This is a genomic window from Kribbella sp. NPDC051718 (genome assembly GCF_040681515.1).
In the GTDB taxonomy this organism is placed as follows: Bacteria; Actinomycetota; Actinomycetes; order Propionibacteriales; family Kribbellaceae; genus Kribbella.
Genome location: NZ_JBFAYZ010000012.1, coordinates 136,881 through 157,796 on the forward strand (window position 1 = coordinate 136,881; position 20,916 = coordinate 157,796).

Here is a 20,916-nt window from a genome sequence, read left to right on the forward strand (position 1 = left end):
AGTGCGCCGTATCGGGAGTTCCGTTGCGATAGCGGCGCCCAGGCACGCACCTCACGGCTATCGCTAACGCAACTCCCGACACGGCGCACTAGCTCGGCTCGACGTGGGTCGGGTCGAGCACCCGGCGCAGGAAGGTCCGGGTGCGCTCCTGCTGCGGGTTGCCGATCACCTCGGCGGGCGGGCCCTGCTCGACGATCAGGCCGCCGTCCATGAAGACCACCCGGTCGGCGACCTCCCGGGCGAAGGCCATCTCGTGGGTGACGACGAGCATCGTCATCCCGTCCAGGGCGAGCTTGCGCATCACCGTCAGGACGTCGCCGACCAGTTCGGGGTCGAGCGCCGAGGTGGGTTCGTCGAAGAGCATCAGGGCCGGGTCCATCGACAGCGCTCGGGCGATCGCGACCCGCTGCTGCTGCCCACCGGACAGTTGCATCGGGTACGCGTCCACCTTGTCGTTGAGGCCGACGCGATCCAGGTTGGCGCGCGCGATCTCCTCGGCCGCCGACGCGCTGCGCCGCAGTACCGTCGTCTGCGCCACGGTGCAGTTGGCCAGCACGGACAGGTGCGGGAACAGGTTGAACTGCTGGAACACCATCCCGATCCGGGCCCGCGCCGCGTCGAGGTGGCAGTCGGGGTCGGTGATGTCCTCGCCGCTGACGATCACCTGGCCCTTCTCCGGTACTTCGAGCAGGTTGACGCACCGCAGCAGCGTCGACTTGCCGGAGCCGGACGGCCCGATGACGCAGACCACCTCGCCCTCGTCGACCGCGAAGTCGATACCGCGGAGGACGTGGTTGCTGCCGAAGGACTTGTTCAGGTTCTTGATCTCCACCAGTGCGGTCATCAGTTCGCCCTCGCAGCCTTGGCCTCCAGCCAGCGGACCAGCAGGCCCAGTGGCAAGGTGATGATCAGGTAGCAGAACCCAGCGGTGACCAGTGGAGTGAGGTTCGACGCCGTGTTGGCCAGGTCGCGCCCGAAGCCGGTCAGCTCGTAGTCAGCCGCCGTAGTACCGATGATGAAGACCAGCGACGAGTCCTTGACCAACAGGATCAGGTCGTTCGCCAGCGGCGGCAGCACGATCCGGAACGCCTGGGGCAGCACGATCTTCCGGGTCGCCAGGCCGGGTGGCATCCCGAGCGAGCGAGCGGCCTCGACCTGGCCCCGCGGTACGGCCTGGATCCCGGCCCGGATGACCTCGGCCATATAGGCCGCGGCGACGATGCCGAGTGCCAGCCACACCGTGCCGTACGGGTCGAACGGGATGACCAGGTTCTCGAACGCGAGCGGCAGCAGGCTGAACGCGACGAACACCACGATCGCCGGCAGGCCACGGAAGAACTCGATGTAGGCCGTGGCGAACCAGCGGTACGGCGCCACCCGGCTGAGCCGCATCAGGGCCAGCAGGGTCCCGCCGAGCAGGCCGATGACGAACGCGCCGGCCGTGTACTCGAGCGTCTTCACGAAGGCGCCGGGCAGCCCCGAGGTGAAGGACTCCTTGATGAACTTCGCGCTGAAGAAGACGTCGACGATCTGGCCCCAGTTCGCCGTGAAGGCGGCCACCACGACGATGACGATCAGTACGGCGTACTGGATTCCCCGGGACCGTCTGGCCCGCTGCCGCGGACTCAGGCCCCGACGCCGGTCCGGGATGGTGTCGGTGGCGGTCACTTCTTCGGCTCAACCCCGAACCACTTCTTGAAGATCTCGTCGTAGGTGCCGTCGGACTTGGCCTTGGCCAGCAACTCGTTGAACTTCGCGATCAGCTTGGTGCCGCTCGGGTCGTCCTTCTTGGCCGCGAAGCCGTACTGCTCGCCGGTGTCGAACTCGGCCGTCACCTCGGTGTCGGGGTTCTCCTTGACGAAGGAGTACAGCGCGCCGTTGTCGTTCACCGCGGCGTCGACCCGGCCGGACTTGACGTTGTTGGTCTGCAGCGCGAGATCGTTGAAGACGACGACCTCGAAGCCGACCTTCTTGGAGGCCGCGAGGGCGTAGTCCTTGCCGGTGGTGTCCGCCTGGACGCCGACCTTCTTGCCCTTCAGGTCCTCGAGCGACTTGTACGGCGCGCCCTTCTTGACCAGCAGCACCTGGGTGGCGTCCATGTAGGGATCGGTGATCCCGATCGCCGCCTTGCGGGAGTCGTTGATGGTCATCGCGCCCATGCCCATGTCGCACTTCTTGGCCTGGTAGGCGGCGCCGGAGGTGACCTGGGCCCACTCGATGCTGACCACTTCCTGCTCCAGGCCGAGATCCTTGGCCACCAGGTCGAGCAGATCGACGTCGAAGCCGATCACCTTCGTGCCGTCCTTGTACTCGAACGGCTTGTAGGACAGGTGGGTGCAGACGGTCAGTTTGCCGGGCTTGACCAGGGTGATCCCGGCCTCCTTGGCCTTGTCGCTCTTGCCGCCGCCGCCGGAGTCGTCGCCGCCACAGGCGGCCAGGGCGAGGGCGAGCACGGCGACCGAGGCGACAGCGGTCGCGAGGCGGGGTTTGCGGAGGGTGGGGACGATATTCATCGCTAGGACTCCTCGACGGGGTGTGGAACCCCGGTCCGGACGGTACCGGGCCGGATTCTCCGCATCCTGGCACAGCAGGCTGCCAGACGCGGGGTGGTTGGCCCGGACGAGACTCGATCGTCACCCGCAGTACTGCTGTGTGGGAACCCTCACAGATAGGACCAGTGTGTCCTGTGGTTTACTCGTAGCGACGGGTGACCCCCTGGCAACGGCGCCGTTCGACGCACCCTCATCGAACGCTCACGCTCGCTTTTCTTCTGCCTGCTTTCCGAAGTGAAGGGTCTCTCCTCATGGTCGCCGAAGTGGCTCCGTCCGCCCCGCAACCCGATCCGTACGCCGGTGATCCCGTCTTCGAGCTGCATCTCGGCGGCAAGATCGAGGTCACGTCCTCGGTCCACGTGACGAACGCCGACGAGCTGTCCCGCGCCTACACGCCGGGGGTCGCCCGGGTCTGCACCGCGATCGCCGAAGACCCGGCGCTGGTCCGCAAGTACACCTGGAAGTCCAATGTGGTCGCGGTCGTCACCGACGGCACCGCGGTGCTCGGACTCGGTGACATCGGGCCGGCCGCGTCGCTGCCGGTGATGGAGGGCAAAGCCCTGCTGTTCAAGGAGTTCGGCGGCGTCGACTCGGTGCCGATCGCGCTGGACTGCACGGACGTGGACGAGTTCGTCGAGACCGTCGTCCGGATGGCGCCGACCTTCGGCGGCATCAACCTCGAGGACATCTCGGCGCCGCGCTGCTTCGAGATCGAGCGCCGGCTGAAGGAACGCCTCGACATCCCGGTCTTCCACGACGACCAGCACGGTACTGCGGTCGTCGTACTGGCCGCGCTGCGCAATGCACTCCGCCTGACTGGCAAGTCGATCTCCGACATCCGCGTCGTCATCTCCGGCGCGGGCGCGGCCGGCGTCGCTTGTGCCCGCATCCTCTTGCAGGCCGGCGTCGGCGACCTGGCAGTCGTGGACAGCAAGGGCGTCCTGCACGAGGATCGCCCGGACCTCAACCCGGTCAAGCTTTCACTGGCCCAGGACACCAACACCGGCGGTCTGTCCGGACGGCTCGTCGACGCCCTCGACGGCGCCGACGTCTTCCTCGGCGTCTCCGGTGGCACCGTCCCCGAGGAAGCCATCGCCCGGATGGCCCCCGGCGCGATGATCTTCGCCCTCGCCAACCCGAACCCCGAGGTCCATCCCGACATCGCCCACCGGCACGCCGCGGTGGTCGCGACCGGTCGCTCGGACTTCCCCAATCAGATCAACAACGTCCTGGCCTTCCCCGGCATCTTCCGCGGCGCCTTCGACGTCAACGCCAGCCGAATCACCGAAGGCATGAAACTGGCCGCCGCCGAGGCACTGGCCGCCCTGATCCCGGCGGACGAACTGCGCGCGGACTACATCATCCCGTCGCCCTTCGACCCCCGCGTCGCCCCAGCCGTAGCAGCAGCCGTCGCCGACGCTGCCCGCGCCGACGGAGTTGCCCGCGCCTGAGGCGTGTTGCCGATCTAAGGTGGACGACATGCTTGCTGCCTACGCTGCCAGGTTCGATGCGGATAACCCGATCTCGGCGCTGGAGGTGGGGGAGCGGCCTGAACCGGTCGCGGCTGACGGGTGGGTGACGGTCGATGTGAAGGCGACGGCGCTCAATCACCATGACCTGTGGTCGTTGAAGGGTGTCGGGCTGGCGGAGAAGAATCTGCCGATGATCCTGGGGTGCGACGCGGCCGGGATCGACCCGGAGGGCAACGAGGTGGTCGTGCATGCGGTCATCTCGGATCCCTCGTGGAAGGGCGACGAGACGCTCGACCCCAAGCGGTCGCTGCTGAGCGAGGTGCATCAGGGGACGCTGGCGCAGAAGATCGCGGTGCCGGCTGCCAACGTCGTACCGAAGCCTGCTGGGTTGAGTTTCGAGGAGGCTGCGTGCCTGCCGACAGCTTGGCTCACGGCGTACCGGATGCTGTTCACGCAGTCGCCGCTGAAGCCGGGGGACACCGTACTCGTCCAAGGCGCGGGTGGTGGGGTCGCGTCGTCGCTGATCACGCTCGCGCGGGCGGCCGGGCTGCGAGTCTGGGCGACCAGCCGGGATGAAGGCAAGCGGGCCAAGGCGGTCGAGATCGGCGCGCACGAGGCGTTCGAGTCGGGTGCGTGGTTGCCGGAGCGGGTCGACGCGGTGATGGAGACCGTCGGGCAGGCGACCTGGTCGCACTCGCTGAAGTCGCTCAAGCAGGGCGGCACGGTGGTGATCTCGGGTGCGACGAGCGGGCAGGCACCGAAGTCGGCCGAGCTCAACCGGATCTTCTTCCTGCAGCTGCGGGTGCAGGGCTCGACGATGGGGACGCGGGCCGAGCTGGCCGAGTTGGTGCAGTTCATGGCGAACGCGGGGATCCGGCCGCACATCGACAGCACCTACGCGCTCGCCGACGCGCGCGAGGGCTTCACGAAGCTCAATTCGGGTGACGTGTTCGGCAAGATCGTCTTCACTGTCTGAATGGAGATCGAGATCCGCCGCGCGGTCGTCGCGGATGCCGAAGCTGCGGCCTGGTGTCACCTGACCTGCTGGCAGGAGGCGTACGCCGGACTCGTCGAGCCGGAGCGGCTGGCGGAGAAGACCAGCGATCTGGAGTTGCGGGTCGAGCGTTGGACGGAGCGGCTCTCGGAAGGTGTACTGCGGTGGGTCGCGGTCAACCCTGATCCGGCAGCTGCGGTACGGGACCGGGTGATCGGGTTCTCGTCGCCGGGGCCGACGCGGGACGAGGACGCGCCGACGCCGTTGGAGCTCTACGCGATCTACGTCCGCGAGAAGTGGTGGGGGAGCGGGCTAGGGAACCGGCTGCTAGACGTTGCTATCGGCAAGGAGGCGGCCAGCCTCTGGGTACTGGGAGGGAACGAGCGGGCGAAGGCGTTCTACCGGCGGCACGGGTTCGTCGAGGACGGCGCCCAGGTCGACGAGCCGTTCTTCGGCGTCCCGGAGATCAGGATGGTTCGTCCCACTCAGTGACCCTGAGGCTTGCCCTGCTTTGATACACGATCTATGTTACATAGACAGTGTTGTATCAGCGGGAGGTGCTCCATGCACGGCACGGACCAAACGGCACGGCGGTTGCTCGACTCCTCGGCGCGGTTGTCCCGCGATCCGCAGACGGAGGTCGACTGGGCGGCGCCGCTCGGCGACGGGTACGGGCTGAGCCCGGAGTGGAGCACGCTCTACGGCACGGCGTACTGGGATGAGCTGACCGAGCCGCAGCGCGTCGAGCTGACCCGGCATGAGGCCGCGTCGGTCGCCTCGACCGGGATCTGGTTCGAGATGCTGTTGCAGCAGCTGATCCTGCGCGACATGTACTCCGTGAACCCGGCCGACCCGGAGTTCCAGTGGGCGTTGACCGAGATCGCCGACGAGTGCCGGCACTCGATCATGTTCGCGCAGCTGTGCGGGCGGTTGGTGGACGTGCGGTACCGGCCGGGGCGGGCGGCTCGCGAGCTCGGGCGGGCGTTCAAGACGGTGGCGACCGGCGAAACGGCGTACGCCGCGATCCTGGTCGCGGAGGAGATGCTCGACGTGATGCAGCGCGACTGGATGCGCGATCGCCGGGTCGAGCCGTTGATCCGTACGGTCAACCACATCCATGTGGTCGAGGAGTCGCGGCACATGGTGTTCGCGCGGGACGAGACGCGGCAGCGGTTGGCCGGCGCTGGGGCGGTGCGACGCTCGGTGAGCGCGCTGGTCATCTCGCTGGCCGCGGAGATCATCATCAGCAGCATGGTGGGCCGGGCGGTCTACGCGAATGCCGGGCTGGATGCTGACCGGGCGGTGCGGGAGGCTCGGGGCAATGAGCATCACCGGGCGTTGTTGCGGTCCAGTTGCGCCAATTTGATGGACTTCCTGGGCGAGGTGGGGTTGCTGACGCCGGCGGCGACGCGGGTTTATCGGCGTACCGGGGTGCTCTGATGGCCTACGTCATCGCGGGGGACTGCTGCTCGGATGCGAGTTGTGTGGCGGTGTGCCCGATGAACAGCATTCATCCGGCGGGTGGGATGGACGGTCTGTTCATCGATCCGCGGACCTGTATCGACTGTGGGGCTTGCGCGGATGTGTGTCCGGTCGGCGCGGCCAAGCCGGCCGAGCAGGCAACGCCGGTCGAGGTGGAGCTGAATCGCTCGTACTTCGCGTCGTCGCCGGCCGTGGATGCGCTCGACCTCGACACCTGGGAGCCGCCCACCTTCACGGTGTGGACGGGCGGACCACGACGGGTTGCCGTGGTGGGCGCGGGGCCGGCGGGCATGTACGCGACGCGGGAGCTGCTGTTGCGCAGTACCGCCCAGGTCACCGTGTACGACCGGTTGCCCGTCATCGGCGGCCTGGCCCGCTTCGGCGTCGCCCCGGACCACCCGATGACCAAGCAGATCATCTCGACCTTCTCCCGGATCATCAACCACCCCCGGGTGACCTGGCGCCCGGGCACCGAAGCCGTCGTCGCCGACCTCGAGAACCGCTACGACGCTGTCGTGCACGCCGTCGGCTCCTTCACCAGCCGCCGCCTCAACATCCCCGGCGAAGACTCTGCAGGCAGCTATCCGGCTTCCGAAGTAGTTGCCTGGTACAACGGCCGCCCCGGCTCCGCCGACCTACCGGTCACCCTGCGCGGCCCCCGCGCAGTCATCATCGGCAACGGCAATGTAGCCCTGGACCTAGCCCGCCTACTGCTCAGCGACGCCGACCGCCTCGCAACCATGAACCTCCCGCCCGCAGTCCGCACAACGCTGTCCACCAGCGGCATCACCGAGGTGGTCATCCTCGGCCGCCGAGGCCCCGAAGCCGCCGCCTACTCCGACTCCGCCCTGCGCGACTTGCTCACCCTCGACGGAGTCGAGGTGGTAGTCGATGACGGCGAGCCGTCCCGTTCGACAGGAGGTAGTCGGCCAAGCAGTCCGTCGCCACGCTCAGGCACTCGGTCCGCAGCCGCCAACCAGGCACTACTTCCTGTCGGGCGGGACGCGCCCGCGATGGCGGACCTGCTGCGAGGGGTCCGTCGGCGTCGGGTGGCGTTGGAGGCTCAGCCGGAGGCTGGGCGGCGGGTCGTGTTGCGGTTCGGCACCTCGCCGGAAGCGTGGGATCCGGCGGCGGGCCTTCGCGTTGAGGGATTGATGATCCCGGCGGGCAATCTCTTCACCGCGATCGGGTTTGCGGGGCGGCCGATCGCCGGGTTGCCGTTTGACGAGGTGCGTGGGGTGGTGCCGAATGAGCGGGGAGCCGTGGTGGGGCGGCCGGGGCATTTTGTGGCTGGGTGGATCAAGCGGGGGGCTCGGGGTGGGATCGGGGCCAACAAGGCTTGTGCGGAGGAGACTGTGCGGAGTTTGCTCACGGGAGCGGCGAATCCGGCGGGGGCGGGCGTCCGGGTGTGACATTGTCCGGCCGTGACGTTTCATGGCTGAAACATTGCCGTCGCACCGGGGCAACGAGGCTGGCGCACGCTGGTCGTACCGCGGGAAACCCCCCGGATCGATCCGCCCGATCGATGAGCGTGAGCAGGAGTGCCCATGAGGCCGACCTTGACGGTGATCGCCGACCCCGCCGACCGCTGGATGATGCGAGCGGCATGCATCGGCCAGGCGCCGGCGTACGACGAGACCGCGAGCGCCTGGGAGCAGCGCAAGGCACAGGCGATCTGTATGACCGCCTGCCCGGTGATCGAGGAGTGCCGCGAGTGGGCCCGCCGGACCAAGTTCACCGGCACCGCCGCCGGCGAGAAGTTCCTCTCCGGCCGTCGCCGTGGCCGCCCCGGCCCGCAGGAGCGCCGTCGGCCGACCCCCATGGTGGAAGAGCAGCAGGCGAGCTAGGGCGGGTCTGGCGACTTCCTGCGTGCTGCGCGACGCTAGGCACGGCACCTCGGTGCACTGAGCACCTGCTCGCGACTGCAGGAAGCCGCCAGGCCCGCCCTAGACGCCCGCCAACTCCGACTCCTGTTCCGCTGCAACCTTCGGGGTGCGGCGGAACGGTGACGTCAGGGTCTGTACGACGTACCGGCGGTTGTAGCTGAGTGCCCAGATCGCCAGCGCCAGGTAGATGCCCGAGAGCACAAACCGCCCGGTCTGCCCCGGTACTGCGAACTGCACCGCAAACAACCCCAGCAGCGTCCAAGCGGCCCACCGCGGGAAGCGCAGGCTCAGCAGGACCGCCAGGCCGAGCACTGTCTGGGTAGCGGTCAGCAGGAACTCCTCAACCTGGCGACCGTCCAGCGGCAGCGCAGCAGGGCCGCCACCGATGCCGTAGGCGATCGGGAGGCTGCCGATGAGCAGCGTCCACTGGTTCACCTTCGCGGAGATCAGCAGGCCGAGTGCGGCCGCTCCCTTGCCGCGCCAGGCGAACAGGATCGCCACGATGAACTCCGGTGCCTCAGAAGCCAGCGGTGCCAGCCACTGCACGAGCAGGAACTGGTCGATGCCCAGTGCCTGCCCACCCTCGACCAGCGAGTCAGCGAACGGCTCGGCGGACAGCAGGATGATCCCGGCCGCCGCCATGAACATCGCTACGACAGTGATCCGCCGCTGCACCTTGCCGAGTCCACCGATCCGGGCTGCGGGTCCGACGAGGTCGGGCTCGTGGTCGTTGTCGCTCGAGGCAGCGCGCCAGAGGTAGTACGCGAAGAAGGCCAGCAGGGCGATGCCCAGGAGCAGGTGGATCTGCCCGGTGATCGGGATGATGAAGGCGACGACGCTGGCGACGGCCAGGAAGCCCAGCTCGCGGCGGTAGCCCGATTCGAGCACCAGGGCCTTGATGCTGCGGCCGCTGCGCTTGCTGGCGACGTACAGGCTGATCAGTACGACGCTGGACCAGCCGAGGCCGAGCAGGAGCCGGTTGGAGCCGGTCATGTTGGCGGCGGCGTAGGCGACGTACTCCGGCTGGCTGCCGGCGGTGTGGGCGAAGTACAGGTCCACCGCGTACTCCGGTAGTACCGCGATGACCGCGAGCAGTGCGATCGCCAGGCCGCCGGAGATGTCGACCTCCGCCGCCTCGGCCGCCCAGGCCAGGACGAACGACGCCGCGACCACTCCGAGCCCGAAGACAACGATGGCCAACGGAGCGGCCGGATGGACGCCGCTGAGCCGCAGTGCGATCGCCGGAACAGCCGCGAGAAGCAGCATCAGGACGGGGCGGAGTGCTCTGATCACGATGTCCAGCCTGCCACCATTTCGATACTTTCGCAATTGCGCAAGTATGAGACCGTACTCACCCTCGGCCTGCCGAGTACCGGGGGACCTCCGGAAAGGTCACAATGACTCCGCGATGAGCACACCCCCTGAACCCACCCGAGCCCAGCTCGACGCCGCCGCCAGCACGTTCGCGATGCTCTCGGCGCCGGTCCGGCTGCACCTGGTGTCCCTGGCGGCCCAGGGCGAGTACGACGTCGGCACCCTCGCGGACCGCGTCGGCGTCAGTATCGCCACCGCCAGCCAGCACCTCGGCAAACTCCGCCTGGCCGGCATCATCACCGCCCGCCGCGAAGGCCGCCGGCACATCTACACCGTCGACGACCCGCACGTCCTCAACATGGTCGACCAGATCTTCGAACACATCGCCCCCGACGGCTCCCTGGCCCCCGACCCACCGCTGCGTCGCCGTCCACCCCACACGGATTAGGCAGCTGACACCGGGCCGAAAGGGCACGGTGTCGGGGTCGCTGGGTCAGGGTTGGGCCGAGTCAATGCCTTAGGCACCTAAGTTCGGGGGTGGCTGAGCCGGCTCGTGAGGGAGTCGGCTGAATCGCCCACACGGGGGCCGGCCGACCCAGGGGAGGACTCATGAAGAAGGCACGGCTGGCCGGGATCGTGGTCGCGGTGGGGCTGATCGGCGCGGGGAGTGTCGCGTACGCGGCCATTCCGGACGAAGACGGCGTGGTCCACGGCTGCTACAACAAGGGTGGACTGCTGCAGGACAAGGGCGCGCTGCGGGTGGTCGAGAAGGGCGAGAGGTGCCGCTCGACCGAACTGCCGACCACCTGGAGCCAGACCGGCCCGCAAGGACCGGTTGGGCCCGTCGGGCCAACGGGCGCGAAGGGTGACACCGGGGCAACTGGGGAGACCGGCGCCGAGGGGCCGGTCGGGCCGACGGGCCCGCAGGGTGCGCAAGGTGAGCAGGGCGTTCCTGGCTTCAGCGACGCCTACATGGCCGGCGGTGGCGTAGACCTGCACAACCACACCGAGACGCCGGTCGCCTCGATCCAGTTGCCGGCGGGTTCGTACGCGCTCTTCGGCAAGGCGGAGTTGCAGAACCTGGACGGCGACAACCAGAACGGCTACTGCAAGCTCAGTACAGGCGACGTGACGCCGGTCCGCCTCGGCTGGAGCATCACCTCCCCACGCATCCCCGTCAGCGTGCAGGACCTGCTGGTACTGGACGCTCCGGGCACCGCCACCCTGTACTGCTCGACCTACAACGGCCGCGCACGATACGGCCGGATCACGGCCCTCAAGGTCGGCGAGGCTCACTACCAATGATGTGCCGTAGGTAGCGTTCTGGGGCGTCGAGATAGGCGCGCCAGTTCTGGACCAACTGCAGGTCGGCCCACCTCGCCTCCTGGATGCCCCAGTCGCCGACCTCCAGGATCCTGGCGCCGGGGAGGGAGCAGACGACGGGGGAGTGGGTTGCGCAGATGACCTGGCCGCCGCCGTTGGCCAGTTCGTCGAGGACGCCCACCAGGGCGAGGCTGGAGGAGAACGAGAGGGCGGATTCCGGTTCGTCGAGGCAGTAGAGGCCGGGGCTGTCGAAGCGGCTCCGGAGTACTTCCAGGAAGCCTTCGCCGTGGCTCAGTTCGTGGAACCTCGGGTCGCGTCCACCGGGGTTCTGCTCGAGGTACGTGTAGTAGCCGTGCATGGTCTCGGCCCGGAGGAAGAAGCCCCAGCGCGGGGAGCCGGCTCCGCGGGTCAGCTGGATGTCCCGGGCGAGCGAGGACTCCGAGGCGCGGGTCGTCAGCCTGGCGCCGGTCGAGCCGCCCTCGGGGGACATGCCGAAGGCGATGGCGATCGCCTCGACCAGGGTGGATTTGCCGGCGCCGTTCTCGCCGACGAGGAAGGTGACGCCGGGGCCCAGGTCGAGGCCGTCGGTGAGTAGTTGCCGCACGGCTGGGATGGTGTGCGGCCAGGTGGTGGAAACGCTGATGCCCTCCGCCGCGGCAACCCGGCGTACGGGATGACTGGCGAAGGGCATCTGCTCAAACTAAAGCAGGAGAGGGTTAGTCGTCTTCGTCGTCCAGGCGGGCGAGCCAGGTGGCGAAGCGTTCGATCGGGGTCTCGAACTCGGGGTTCAGGTCGACGAACTCGCGCAGCCGCTCGGCGACCCAGGCCAACGGGACTTCTTCCTCGCCCCGCCGGCCCTCGAGCTCCTCGATCCCTCTGTCGGTGAAGTACACGTCAGCTGAAGGCCTGCTTCATCAGCGTCGCCTGCTCGGCGACGTGCACGCCGTGCGAACCGACCGACGTGGCGGACATGGCCGGCCGGGACACCCGGTAGAACGGCTTGCCGCCCAGGTGCTCGGTCAGGTTCAGCGCCATGAACGGCCACGGACCCTGGTTCGCCGGCTCGTCCTGCACCCAGCGGATCTCCTGCAGGTTCGGGTACTTCGCCAGCTGCGCCTTGATCTCCTCGGCCGGCAGCGGGTACAGCTGCTCGATCCGCAGTACCGCCGTGCTGATCTTGTCCGGCTCGGCCTTCTTCCGCTCGGCCAGCAGGTCGTAGATGATCCGGCCCGAGGACAGGATGACCCGCTCGACGGCGGCCGGGTTCTGCTCGGCCTCCGCGTCGCCCAGCACCGGGTGGAAGGTACCGCTGGTCAGCTCCTCCGGCTGCGACACCGCTGCCTTCAGCCGGAGCAGCTGCTTCGGCGTGAAGACGATCAGCGGGTTGTGCTCCTCCTGCAGCGTGTGCCGCCGCAGCAGGTGGAAGTACGACGCGGGCGTCGACGGCTGGGCCACGGTCATCGCGTTCTCGGCGCACAGCGCCATGAAGCGCTCGATCCGGGCCGACGAGTGGTCGGGGCCCTGGCCCTCGTAGCCGTGCGGCAGCAGCAGCACGACGCCGGACTTCTGGCCCCACTTCGCCTCGCCGGCCGAGATGTACTCGTCGATGATCGACTGGGCGCCGTTCACGAAGTCACCGAACTGCGCCTCCCACAGCACCAGCGCGTCCGGCCGGGCCACGGAGTAGCCGTACTCGAAGCCGAGGGCGGCGTACTCGCTGAGCAGCGAGTCGTAGACGTAGAAGTTCGCCTGCTGCTCGTCCAGGTTCTGCAGCGGGACGTAGTCCTGGCCGTTCACCCGGTCGATGACCGCGGCGAACCGCTGGACGAACGTGCCGCGGCGGCTGTCCTGACCGGCGAGCCGGACCGGACGACCGGCCAGCAGCAGCGAACCGAAGGCGGTGATCTCCGCGGAGGCCCAGTCGACCGGGCCCTGCGTGATCGCACCGGCCCGGCGCTGCAGCTGCGGCATCACCTTCGGGTGCGCGGTGAAGCCCTCCGGCAGCGTGGTGTACGCGTCGGCGATCTTCTTCAGCACCTCGGGCGTCGTCGCGGTCGCGTCCGGGCCGTCCGGCTTGTCCGGGTAGCTCGGGACGGTGATGTACGGCGCCGGGCTGTCCGGCTGGCTCTTGGCCTCCCGTACTTCGGTGAAGACCCGCTCGAGCCGCTGCTGGAAGTCGCGCATCGCCTGCTCGGCCTCTTCGATCGTGATGTCGCCACGACCGATCAGCGCCTCGGTGTAGAGCTTGCGGACCGACCGCTTCTGCTCGATCAGGTCGTACATCAGCGGCTGCGTGAACGACGGGTCGTCGCCCTCGTTGTGGCCGCGGCGGCGGTAGCAGACCAGGTCGATGACGACGTCCTTGTTGAACGCCTGGCGGTACTCGAAGGCCAGGTCCGCGACCCGGATGCAGGCCTCGGGGTCGTCGCCGTTCACGTGGAAGATCGGCGCCTGGACCATCCGGGCCACGTCGGTGCAGTACATCGACGAGCGCGACGAGGCCGGCGAGGTGGTGAACCCGACCTGGTTGTTGACGATCACGTGGATCGTGCCACCGGTCCGGTACCCGCGCAGCTGCGACAGGTTGAGGGTCTCGGCGACGACGCCCTGACCGGCGAACGCCGCGTCACCGTGGACCAGCACCGGAAGTACCGGGAAGGCCGCGCCCTGGTCGAGGATGTCCTGCTTGGCCCGGACGATGCCCTCGAGCACCGGGTCGACGGTCTCCAGGTGGGACGGGTTCGCCGCGACCGACACCTTGATCTTGTCGCCGAACTCGGAGACGAACTCGCCCTCGGCGCCCAGGTGGTACTTGACGTCACCGGAGCCCTGGACGGTCCGCGGGTCGATGTTGCCGTCGAACTCGCGGAAGATCTGCCCGTACGACTTGCCGACGATGTTGGCCAGCACGTTCAGCCGGCCGCGGTGGGCCATCCCGATGGTGACCTCGTCGAGGCCGGCCCCGGCGGCTTCCTCGCACAGCTCGTCGAGCAGCGGGATGGTGGTCTCGCCACCCTCCAGCGAGAACCGCTTCTGGCCGACGTACTTGGTCTGCAGGAAGGTCTCGAACGCCTCGGCCTCGTTCAGCTTGGCCAGGATCCGGAGCTGCTCCTCGCGCGGCGGCTTGGTGTGCGGCCGCTCGACCCGCTCCTGGATCCACTTGCGCTGCTCGGGGTCCTGGATGTGCATGTACTCGATACCGGTGGTCCGGCAGTACGAGTCGCGCAGGATGCCCAGGATGTCGCGCAGCTTCATGAACCGGCGGTCGCTCTGCTCACCGAAGGAACCGGTGGCGAACTCGCGGTCCAGGTCCCACAGCGTCAGGCCGTGGGTGGCGACGTCCAGGTCGGGGTGGCTGCGCTGCTTGTACTCCAGCGGGTCGGTGTCGGCCATGATGTGGCCGCGCACCCGGTACGCGTGGATCAGCTCGAGGATGCGGGCCTGCTTGCTGATGTCCTCCTCGTGGCTGTGCGGGAGGTCGGCGGCCCAGCGGATCGGCTCGTACGGGATCCGCAGCGACTGGAAGATCTCGTCGTAGAACCCCTCGTCGCCGAGCAGCAGCCGGTGCAGCCGGCGCAGGAACTCACCCGACTGGGCGCCCTGGATGATCCGGTGGTCGTAGGTCGAGGTCAGCGTCATCACCTTGCTGACCGCGAGCTTGGCCATCGTCTCCTCGGCCGCGCCCTGGTACGCCGAGGGGTAGTCCATCGCGCCGACGCCGACGATGCAGCCCTGGCCGCTCATCAGCCGCGGTACCGAGTGCTGGGTGCCGATCGTGCCGGGGTTGGTCAGGCTGATCGTCGTGCCCTGGAAGTCGGGCAGCGCCAGCTTGTTGTCCCGGGCCCGCCGGACGACGTCCTCGTAGGCCATCCAGAACTGGGCGAACGTCATCGACTCGGCGGCCTTGATCGACGGCACCAGCAGCTGCCGGGTGCCGTCGGGCTTCTGCATGTCGATGGCCAGGCCGAGGTTGATGTGCTCGGGCTGGACCAGCGTCGGCTTGCCCTCGGTCACGTCGTACGACGCGTTCATCTCCGGCAGCGTCTTGAGCGCCTTGACCAGCGCCCAGCCGACCAGGTGGGTGAACGAGATCTTGCCGCCGCGCGCCCGGCGCAGGTGGTTGTTGATGACGATCCGGTTGTCGATCAGCAGCTTGACCGGCACCTCGCGAACACTGGTCGCGGTCGGGACCGTGAGGCTGGTCTCCATGTTCTGCGCGGTCCGGGCGGGCGCGCCGCGGAGGATCCGCCGCTCTGCGTCCGCAGCGGTCGCGGGTGCGGGCTTGGGTTGCGCGCTGGTCGGCTGGTTCACCGTGCCTCCGGTAGGGACGCCGCCTCCGGCGGGCGCTGCCTTCTGCGTTGACGAAGCGGTCTGGGGCTGCTTGGCCTGCTGTGCCGCCGCGGGCTGCTGGCTGGCGGCTGGCTGGGCCGGGGTCGCTGCGGCAGCCGGAGCCGGCGCTGCCGGAGCGGGGGCCTGTGCCGCGGCCTGAGCGGCCGGCTGGCTGGAGGCGGGGGCAGCGGCCGCAGTACCGCGGCTCGGCGCCTCTGGGGTCTTGTTGTCTGACACGGCGTCCGGACGGGGAGCGTCGACCGGGCTGGACGTCACCGGCTTCGCATCACCCGGGCTGTTCCCCTTGAAGCTGTCGGACTCGAAGTACTTGATCCAGGCCGGGTCCACCGACTTCGGATCGGAGAGGTAGCTCTCGTACATCTCGTCGGCCAGCCATTCGTTCGCACCGAAGGCTGCAAAGGGGTCAGGTTCTGATGGCTCGGTGGCCACTGGGCAGTTCGCCTCTTCCGATCGGGTCAGAGTTATGACTGGGTGTCGCGTGAGTGGTGTGGCTTGACGCTAGAGGGGCCCACGGAAACCACACAAGCGACACACGGGGTTTAATTGGGTCTTCCCGAGCCAAGGCTAATAGCTGCCGCAACAGTTCCGCAGCCCGGGATCACCGGACCAGTCGATCGAGTGGTTGGGACTCGCGCAGTTGATCGATCGAGGGCTGAAACACTGCCGCGGCAGGTGTTCCAGCGATCGCACCGCCGGGCCCGGCCGCCGGGAACTGGACTGACGACGGATTGACTGCCGGACCCGTTGCAGGGGTGGGGTTCCAGCGGTGATTCCGGTCTACCGGCCGGTGTTCGGCAAGCCTTGCTGGCCACAGTATGCAGCCGGACGATCGCCGGTCGTGAGGGGCTTTCTTTAGTACTTATGTGGCCAACGTCACTCAGCGGATCAGTCCAGTTCTCACCGATTGGCCAGCCGGCGGACCAGTTTGAGCCCGGACCAGGTGGCATCGATCGCACACACCTTCACGTCCACCACGCCGAGCGGCAGGGCCAGTTCGCGGACGCCGTTCTCGTCCAGATCGGTCGGTACGCCGGAAGCGCGCTTCGGCCAGGCGACCCAGATCATCCCGGCCGTGGCGGTTCTCGGCAGGAGTACGGGAAGTCTGCTGGCGAGCCGGGCGCGATCCGGGCAGAAGGCAAGGATCACGTCGTACTCCGCCCTGCCGGGCCGCGTGAGCTGGCGAACCCCGTCGGGCAGGCCGTCGATGGCGAACCCGGGCGGAGCGTTGTCGAGCACCACGGTGTGCTCCGCCTTGATCCCCAGCTTCGCGGCAAGCGGCTTCCCGGAGTACCCGTCCGTCATACCGCCGATTCTGCCCCCTCGCGACCGGCCGTAGCGGCATACTGACCGAATGGCGTTGACGGATGAGGCGATCGTCAAGATCAAGGACATGATCACCTCGGGCGAGTTGAGGCCGGGCGACCGGCTGCCCAAGGAGGCGGACCTCGCGGCCCGGCTGGGGCTGTCGCGCAACTCGCTGCGGGAGGCCGTGAAAGCGCTCACCCTGGTCAACGTGCTCGACGTGCGGCACGGCGACGGCACCTATGTGACGTCCCTCGACTCGGCGCATCTGCTCGACGCGCTCAGCTTCATGGTCGACCTGCACCAGGACGACTCGGTGCTCCAGTTCTTCGAGGTACGCCGGCTGCTGGAGCCCGGCGTCGCCGCGTTGGCCGCCGTCCGCATCACCCGCGAACAGCTGGCCGAGCTCCGGCTGCTGACCAGCGACCTGACCGCGGACGCCGCGATCGACGACCTGGTAGCCAACGATCTCCGCTTCCACCGCGGAATCGCCGAAGCCAGCGGCAACGCCGTCGTCTGCTCCCTGCTCGACGGCATCTCCGGCGCCACCCAGCGAGCCCGCATCTGGCGCGGCGTCACCCAGGCCGGCGCGGTCGAACGCACCCTGGCCGAACACACCGCCATCCTCGACGCCATCGAAGCCAACGACACCGACGCCGCCCGAGCCTGGATGACAGCCCACATCTCCGGCGTAGAAACCTGGCTCCGCAAAGCCCGCTGAAGAGCAACAGACAAGAGCAACAGACAGTCCCGGCTGCGGCGGTGGTTCAGGCAGTGCCGGGGTGACACAGTGCGGTAGATGAGGCGGCCCGGCGGGCGGGGGCGGACTCAGATAAGTAGTCGCTGCCAGGCACCCCTTCCGCAGCACGGATGTCGTTCAGGCGCCCGCTCGGCGGAGGCGTTCCTCGCCCTGGGTCAGCACCTCGGTGAGGGCGACCGGGCGGCTGTTCCAGAGGTATTCGCCGCGCGCGTTGTGGAGGGCCGGCCAGAGGCTGGCGGCCCAGGTTACTTCTGCTTCCTCGGTGGTGAAGGTCCTGCTACGGGCCTGCTCGTAGGTGGTGATGAAGGCTTCGGAGCTTTGGATCGGCGCCAGGGTTGGGGTTTCGGCACTGGCGAAGGCGCCGCTGGCAGCTCCGACGAGGGCTGCTTCCGGGAGCCACGCAATGCTGTCCCAGTCGTGCACGGCGTACGGGCCGGCCGAATCCCAGCGCAGGTTCTGCGTTTCCCAGTCCGCATGCCCGAGGATGCCCGGCAGCTGGTCCGCCTCCGCGAGGCGGGCGCGGGCGCGGGTTGCGATCGCGACCAGGGCCGGTGGGAGCCGGGTGGCGAGGGGCCGGTTGTCGTGGAGCTCGTTCGGCGGCCAGATGCCGGGGCCGGAGTGGTTCCAGTTGACCCATTCGGGGTTCGGCAGGGGAGGTGCCAGCTGAAGGTCTGCGACGATCGCGGCGAGCTGCGCGTAGAGCCTGGCGGACTGCTCGGCGAGGGCTGGGCTGTCGCCGCGCAGCATGTCACCACCGGGGCGCCACTCCTCTGCGTGGACCGCGAGGTCGTCGAGGTAGGTCGCCTCGGTCAGCGGGCGGGCGCAGGGGAAGCCGGCGTCGGCTGCGTGGCGCTGGACCGCCACGCAGGTCTTGGCTCGTCCGGTCGGGTCTGGCCGCGACTTGATCACGACGTCGCGGCCGTCGTCGAGGCGTACACCTTGTACTTCGGCCATCTGCGACGAGATCATCAAGCGCTCGACCGGCGTGGCGTTCAGTTCCTGGCGGCACCAGGCGACGAGCCAGGGATCCATGGGGGAACCCAACCACAGGGGCGTGTCGAGAACGGGAGATCGGCTCCGACGTACTGCTTGACAGGTTGTTGAGACACTTTGAGAGAAGGACACGTCAGATGAGCGAGAAGAACCCGACCGCTGAAGTTCGTCCCGGATCGTTCCTGCTGGAGCTGGTGATGGTGCCGGTCAGTGACGTCGACAAGTCCAAGGCGTTCTACGCCGACCAGCTCGGGTTCACCGTCGATGTCGACGTGACGCCGGCCGAGGGGGTGCGGATCGTGCAGCTCACGCCGCCGGGGTCGTACGCCTCGATCACGCTCAGCACCGGGATCGCGCAGGCGGACATGCCGGTCGGATCGCTGCGCGGACTGCATCTGGTCGTCGCCGATATCGAGGCGGCCCGGGAGGAGCTGGTCGGCCGCGGCGTCGACGTCGCGCCGGTCGAGGACATGGGTGGCGTGTTCTATGCCTGGTTCGCGGACCCGGACGGCAACACCTGGACGCTCCAGCACATGCCCTGGCGCAAGTAGCTGTTGCCTGGAGCAACGGGTCGGAAAATGGACTTGAAGCGCAGGCGGGGGAGCGCCTACGCTTGTCGACGTCACATTGCCGGCGTCAGGGGTTCGGGTTGTCGAACTGAGATCTCTCTTCAGTAGCGGTTGATCGCCACCGATCGGTGGGCGATCTCGTTCGAGATCTCGGAGTACACCCCATGTCTTTCTCTTTGACCTGTACCGACCTCTCTTTCGCCTGGCCGGACGGCGACGTGCTGTTCGACGGGCTGACCTTCGTGGCCGGACCCGTACGGTCCGGGCTGGTCGGCCGCAACGGCGCCGGCAAGTCCACCCTGCTGCGGCTGATCGCCGGACGCCTCACTCCGCAACGCGGGGCGATCCGGGTCAGCGGCGAGCTCGGGTACCTGCCGCAGGACCTCACCCTCGACACCACGCTGCGCGTCGACCAGGCGCTCGGCATCGACGGGATCCGGGCCGCGATCACCGCGATCGAGGCCGGCGACGCGTCCGAGCAGAACTTCGCGATCGTCGGCGACGGCTGGGACGTGGAGGAGCGCGCCGACGCGATGCTCGGCAAGCTCGGCCTCGGCGCGATCACCCTCGACCGCAGCGTCGGCGAGCTGTCCGGCGGCGAAACGATCCTGCTCGGGCTGGCTGCCGAGTTGCTCAAGCGTCCCGACGTACTGCTGCTCGACGAACCCACCAACAACCTCGACCTGCGCGCCCGCAAACACCTGTACGACGCGGTCGACGCCTTCCGCGGCGCGTTGCTGATCGTCAGCCACGACCGCGAACTGCTCGACCGGGTCGACCAGATCGGCGATCTGCGGAAGGGGGAGCTGACCTGGTACGGCGGCAACCTCACGGCGTACGAGGAAGCCGTCGCGGCGGAGCAGGAGGCGGCCGAGCGGATGGTGCGCGCGGCCGAATCCGACCTGAAGAAGCAGAAGCGCGAACTGGCCGAGGCGCGGATGAAGATGGATCGCCGGCGGGCGGCGGGGCAGCGTGCCTTCGAGCAGGGCGGCATCCCGAAGATCGTTGCTGGCAACCTGAAACGCAATGCGCAGGTGTCCGCCGCCAAGCACATCGGCATGCACAGCGACCGGCTCGACACGGCTGCGAGCGCGTTGGCCGAGGCGGAGGAGAAGGTCCACGACGACGACACGATCCGCGTCGACCTGCCGAAGACGACTGTGCCGGCCGGGCGGATCGTAGTACGGCTGGAAGATTACGTACTCCGTACCGGCCTGCACGCCGACCTGGAGATCCGCGGCCCCGAGCGGATCGCCCTCACCGGCCCGAACGGCGCAGGCAAGAGCACCCTGCTCCACGCCATCGCCGCCGACGACAAGCCCTTGGTCCCGTGGCGCCTACTACCCCAGCGCCTGGACCTACTCCAAGATTCCTTGTCTGTAGTAGAAAACCTGGCGCTACTAGCCCCCAGCACCGAAAACCAGTACCGCCGCTCCCGCCTGGCCCGCTTCCTCTTCCGAGGCCGAGCCGCAGACCAGCCAGTCAGCACCTTGTCCGGCGGCGAACGCTTCCGTGCAACCCTCGCCGCCCTGCTCCTCGCCGAGCCCCCACCCCAACTCCTGATGCTCGACGAGCCCACCAACAACCTCGACCTGGCCAGCGTCGCCCAACTCCAAGACGCCCTGGCCTCCTACAACGGCGCCCTGGTAATAGCCAGCCACGACCTCCCCTTCCTCCGCGAGATCGGCATCACCCGCTGGCTCCACCTGGACCACAACGAACTAACCGAAATAGAACCGCTCTAAGTTGGCTGAACTACAGCGCCAGCAGCTGTTCGAGGGCGGGTGGGAGGGGGAGGTCCAGGGAGGTGACGAAGTCGGTCGAAGTACATGCGAGAGCCGAGGTAGGCGATGCCGCTGCCCTCGTACTCCGGGTGGTAGGTGGCGGTCGTGAAGTCGCTGGCGTGGATGTCGATCAGG

Annotated in this window: 20 protein-coding genes; 11 read left to right on the forward strand and 9 right to left on the reverse strand. The window is 68.3% G+C overall.

Annotation, left to right across the window (positions count from 1 at the left end; genetic code table 11):
* Positions 1-88: 88 nt before the first annotated feature.
* Genes AB0M15_RS35325 through AB0M15_RS35335 form a run of 3 tightly spaced genes read right to left on the reverse strand, consistent with a single transcriptional unit; the run spans position 89 to position 2,513 of the window.
* Positions 89-844, reverse strand: coding sequence for an amino acid ABC transporter ATP-binding protein (locus AB0M15_RS35325; protein WP_363828690.1), 756 nt, complete (start codon positions 842-844; stop codon positions 89-91).
* Positions 844-1,668 (reverse strand): amino acid ABC transporter permease, encoded by an 825-nt coding sequence (locus AB0M15_RS35330; protein ID WP_363828693.1) that lies wholly within the window; start codon positions 1,666-1,668, stop codon positions 844-846. The genes AB0M15_RS35325 and AB0M15_RS35330 overlap by 1 nt, the downstream gene beginning before the upstream one ends.
* Positions 1,665-2,513, reverse strand: coding sequence for an ABC transporter substrate-binding protein (locus AB0M15_RS35335; RefSeq protein ID WP_363828696.1), 849 nt, complete (start codon positions 2,511-2,513; stop codon positions 1,665-1,667). The genes AB0M15_RS35330 and AB0M15_RS35335 overlap by 4 nt, the downstream gene beginning before the upstream one ends.
* A 290-nt stretch (positions 2,514-2,803) precedes the next feature.
* Between AB0M15_RS35335 and AB0M15_RS35340 the strand changes: the two genes are divergently transcribed.
* The 6 genes from AB0M15_RS35340 (at position 2,804) to AB0M15_RS35365 (ending at position 8,347) form a co-directional block, all read left to right on the forward strand.
* Positions 2,804-4,003, forward strand: a complete 1,200-nt coding sequence (locus AB0M15_RS35340) for an NADP-dependent malic enzyme (protein ID WP_363828699.1) — start codon at positions 2,804-2,806, stop codon at positions 4,001-4,003.
* A 28-nt stretch (positions 4,004-4,031) separates the two neighbouring features.
* On the forward strand, positions 4,032-5,000 hold the full coding sequence (locus AB0M15_RS35345; RefSeq protein ID WP_363828702.1) for a zinc-binding dehydrogenase: 969 nt from the start codon (positions 4,032-4,034) through the stop codon (positions 4,998-5,000).
* Positions 5,001-5,510, forward strand: a complete 510-nt coding sequence (locus AB0M15_RS35350; protein WP_363828705.1) for a GNAT family N-acetyltransferase — start codon at positions 5,001-5,003, stop codon at positions 5,508-5,510.
* Positions 5,511-5,582: 72 nt separating this feature from the next.
* Positions 5,583-6,458, forward strand: a complete 876-nt coding sequence (locus tag AB0M15_RS35355) for a diiron oxygenase (RefSeq protein ID WP_363828708.1) — start codon at positions 5,583-5,585, stop codon at positions 6,456-6,458.
* Complete coding sequence (locus AB0M15_RS35360; protein ID WP_363828710.1) at positions 6,458-7,912, forward strand: FAD-dependent oxidoreductase; 1,455 nt, start codon at positions 6,458-6,460, stop codon at positions 7,910-7,912. Before AB0M15_RS35355 ends, AB0M15_RS35360 begins: the two co-directional genes overlap by 1 nt.
* A 135-nt stretch (positions 7,913-8,047) precedes the next feature.
* Entirely contained in the window at positions 8,048-8,347 is a 300-nt protein-coding gene (locus tag AB0M15_RS35365) for a WhiB family transcriptional regulator (RefSeq protein ID WP_328327303.1), read from the forward strand.
* Positions 8,348-8,446: 99 nt separating this feature from the next.
* On the opposite strand, the gene AB0M15_RS35370 is transcribed toward AB0M15_RS35365, so the two are convergent.
* Entirely contained in the window at positions 8,447-9,679 is a 1,233-nt protein-coding gene (locus AB0M15_RS35370; protein WP_363828713.1) for a sodium:proton exchanger, read from the reverse strand.
* A gap of 115 nt (positions 9,680-9,794) precedes the next feature.
* On the opposite strand from AB0M15_RS35370, the gene AB0M15_RS35375 reads away from it, so the two are divergent.
* Positions 9,795-10,148: a metalloregulator ArsR/SmtB family transcription factor gene (locus tag AB0M15_RS35375; protein ID WP_328327299.1), complete on the forward strand. Its 354-nt coding sequence runs from the start codon at positions 9,795-9,797 to the stop codon at positions 10,146-10,148.
* 161 nt (positions 10,149-10,309) lie between these two features.
* On the forward strand, positions 10,310-11,005 hold the full coding sequence (locus AB0M15_RS35380) for a hypothetical protein (RefSeq protein ID WP_363828716.1): 696 nt from the start codon (positions 10,310-10,312) through the stop codon (positions 11,003-11,005).
* Here AB0M15_RS35380 and AB0M15_RS35385 read toward each other — a convergent pair.
* The 4 genes from AB0M15_RS35385 to AB0M15_RS35400 form a co-directional block, all read right to left on the reverse strand.
* Positions 10,977-11,714 carry an AAA family ATPase gene (locus AB0M15_RS35385; RefSeq protein WP_363828719.1) on the reverse strand — a complete coding sequence of 246 codons (738 nt, stop codon included), beginning with the start codon at positions 11,712-11,714 and terminating at the stop codon, positions 10,977-10,979. The genes AB0M15_RS35380 and AB0M15_RS35385 overlap by 29 nt on opposite strands.
* A 25-nt stretch (positions 11,715-11,739) precedes the next feature.
* On the reverse strand, positions 11,740-11,916 hold the full coding sequence (locus AB0M15_RS35390) for a DUF6104 family protein (protein WP_363828722.1): 177 nt from the start codon (positions 11,914-11,916) through the stop codon (positions 11,740-11,742).
* Between the two features lies 1 nt (position 11,917).
* A complete protein-coding gene (locus AB0M15_RS35395; RefSeq protein WP_363828725.1) occupies positions 11,918-15,802 on the reverse strand; it encodes a multifunctional oxoglutarate decarboxylase/oxoglutarate dehydrogenase thiamine pyrophosphate-binding subunit/dihydrolipoyllysine-residue succinyltransferase subunit in 3,885 nt (1,294 codons plus the stop codon).
* Between the two features lie 468 nt (positions 15,803-16,270).
* On the reverse strand, positions 16,271-16,675 hold the full coding sequence (locus AB0M15_RS35400; protein WP_363828728.1) for a DUF3052 domain-containing protein: 405 nt from the start codon (positions 16,673-16,675) through the stop codon (positions 16,271-16,273).
* Between the two features lie 49 nt (positions 16,676-16,724).
* Between AB0M15_RS35400 and AB0M15_RS35405 the strand changes: the two genes are divergently transcribed.
* Complete coding sequence (locus tag AB0M15_RS35405; protein ID WP_363828731.1) at positions 16,725-17,396, forward strand: FadR/GntR family transcriptional regulator; 672 nt, start codon at positions 16,725-16,727, stop codon at positions 17,394-17,396.
* Positions 17,397-17,552: 156 nt separating this feature from the next.
* Here AB0M15_RS35405 and AB0M15_RS35410 read toward each other — a convergent pair whose 3' ends face one another.
* Positions 17,553-18,467, reverse strand: coding sequence for a hypothetical protein (locus tag AB0M15_RS35410; protein ID WP_363828734.1), 915 nt, complete (start codon positions 18,465-18,467; stop codon positions 17,553-17,555).
* Between the two features lie 98 nt (positions 18,468-18,565).
* Here AB0M15_RS35410 and AB0M15_RS35415 point away from each other — a divergent pair, with 98 nt between their 5' ends.
* Both AB0M15_RS35415 and AB0M15_RS35420 read left to right on the forward strand, forming a co-directional pair.
* Positions 18,566-18,979: a VOC family protein gene (locus AB0M15_RS35415; protein ID WP_363828737.1), complete on the forward strand. Its 414-nt coding sequence runs from the start codon at positions 18,566-18,568 to the stop codon at positions 18,977-18,979.
* 182 nt (positions 18,980-19,161) lie between these two features.
* Entirely contained in the window at positions 19,162-20,742 is a 1,581-nt protein-coding gene (locus tag AB0M15_RS35420; RefSeq protein WP_363828740.1) for an ATP-binding cassette domain-containing protein, read from the forward strand.
* Positions 20,743-20,916 lie beyond the last annotated feature (174 nt).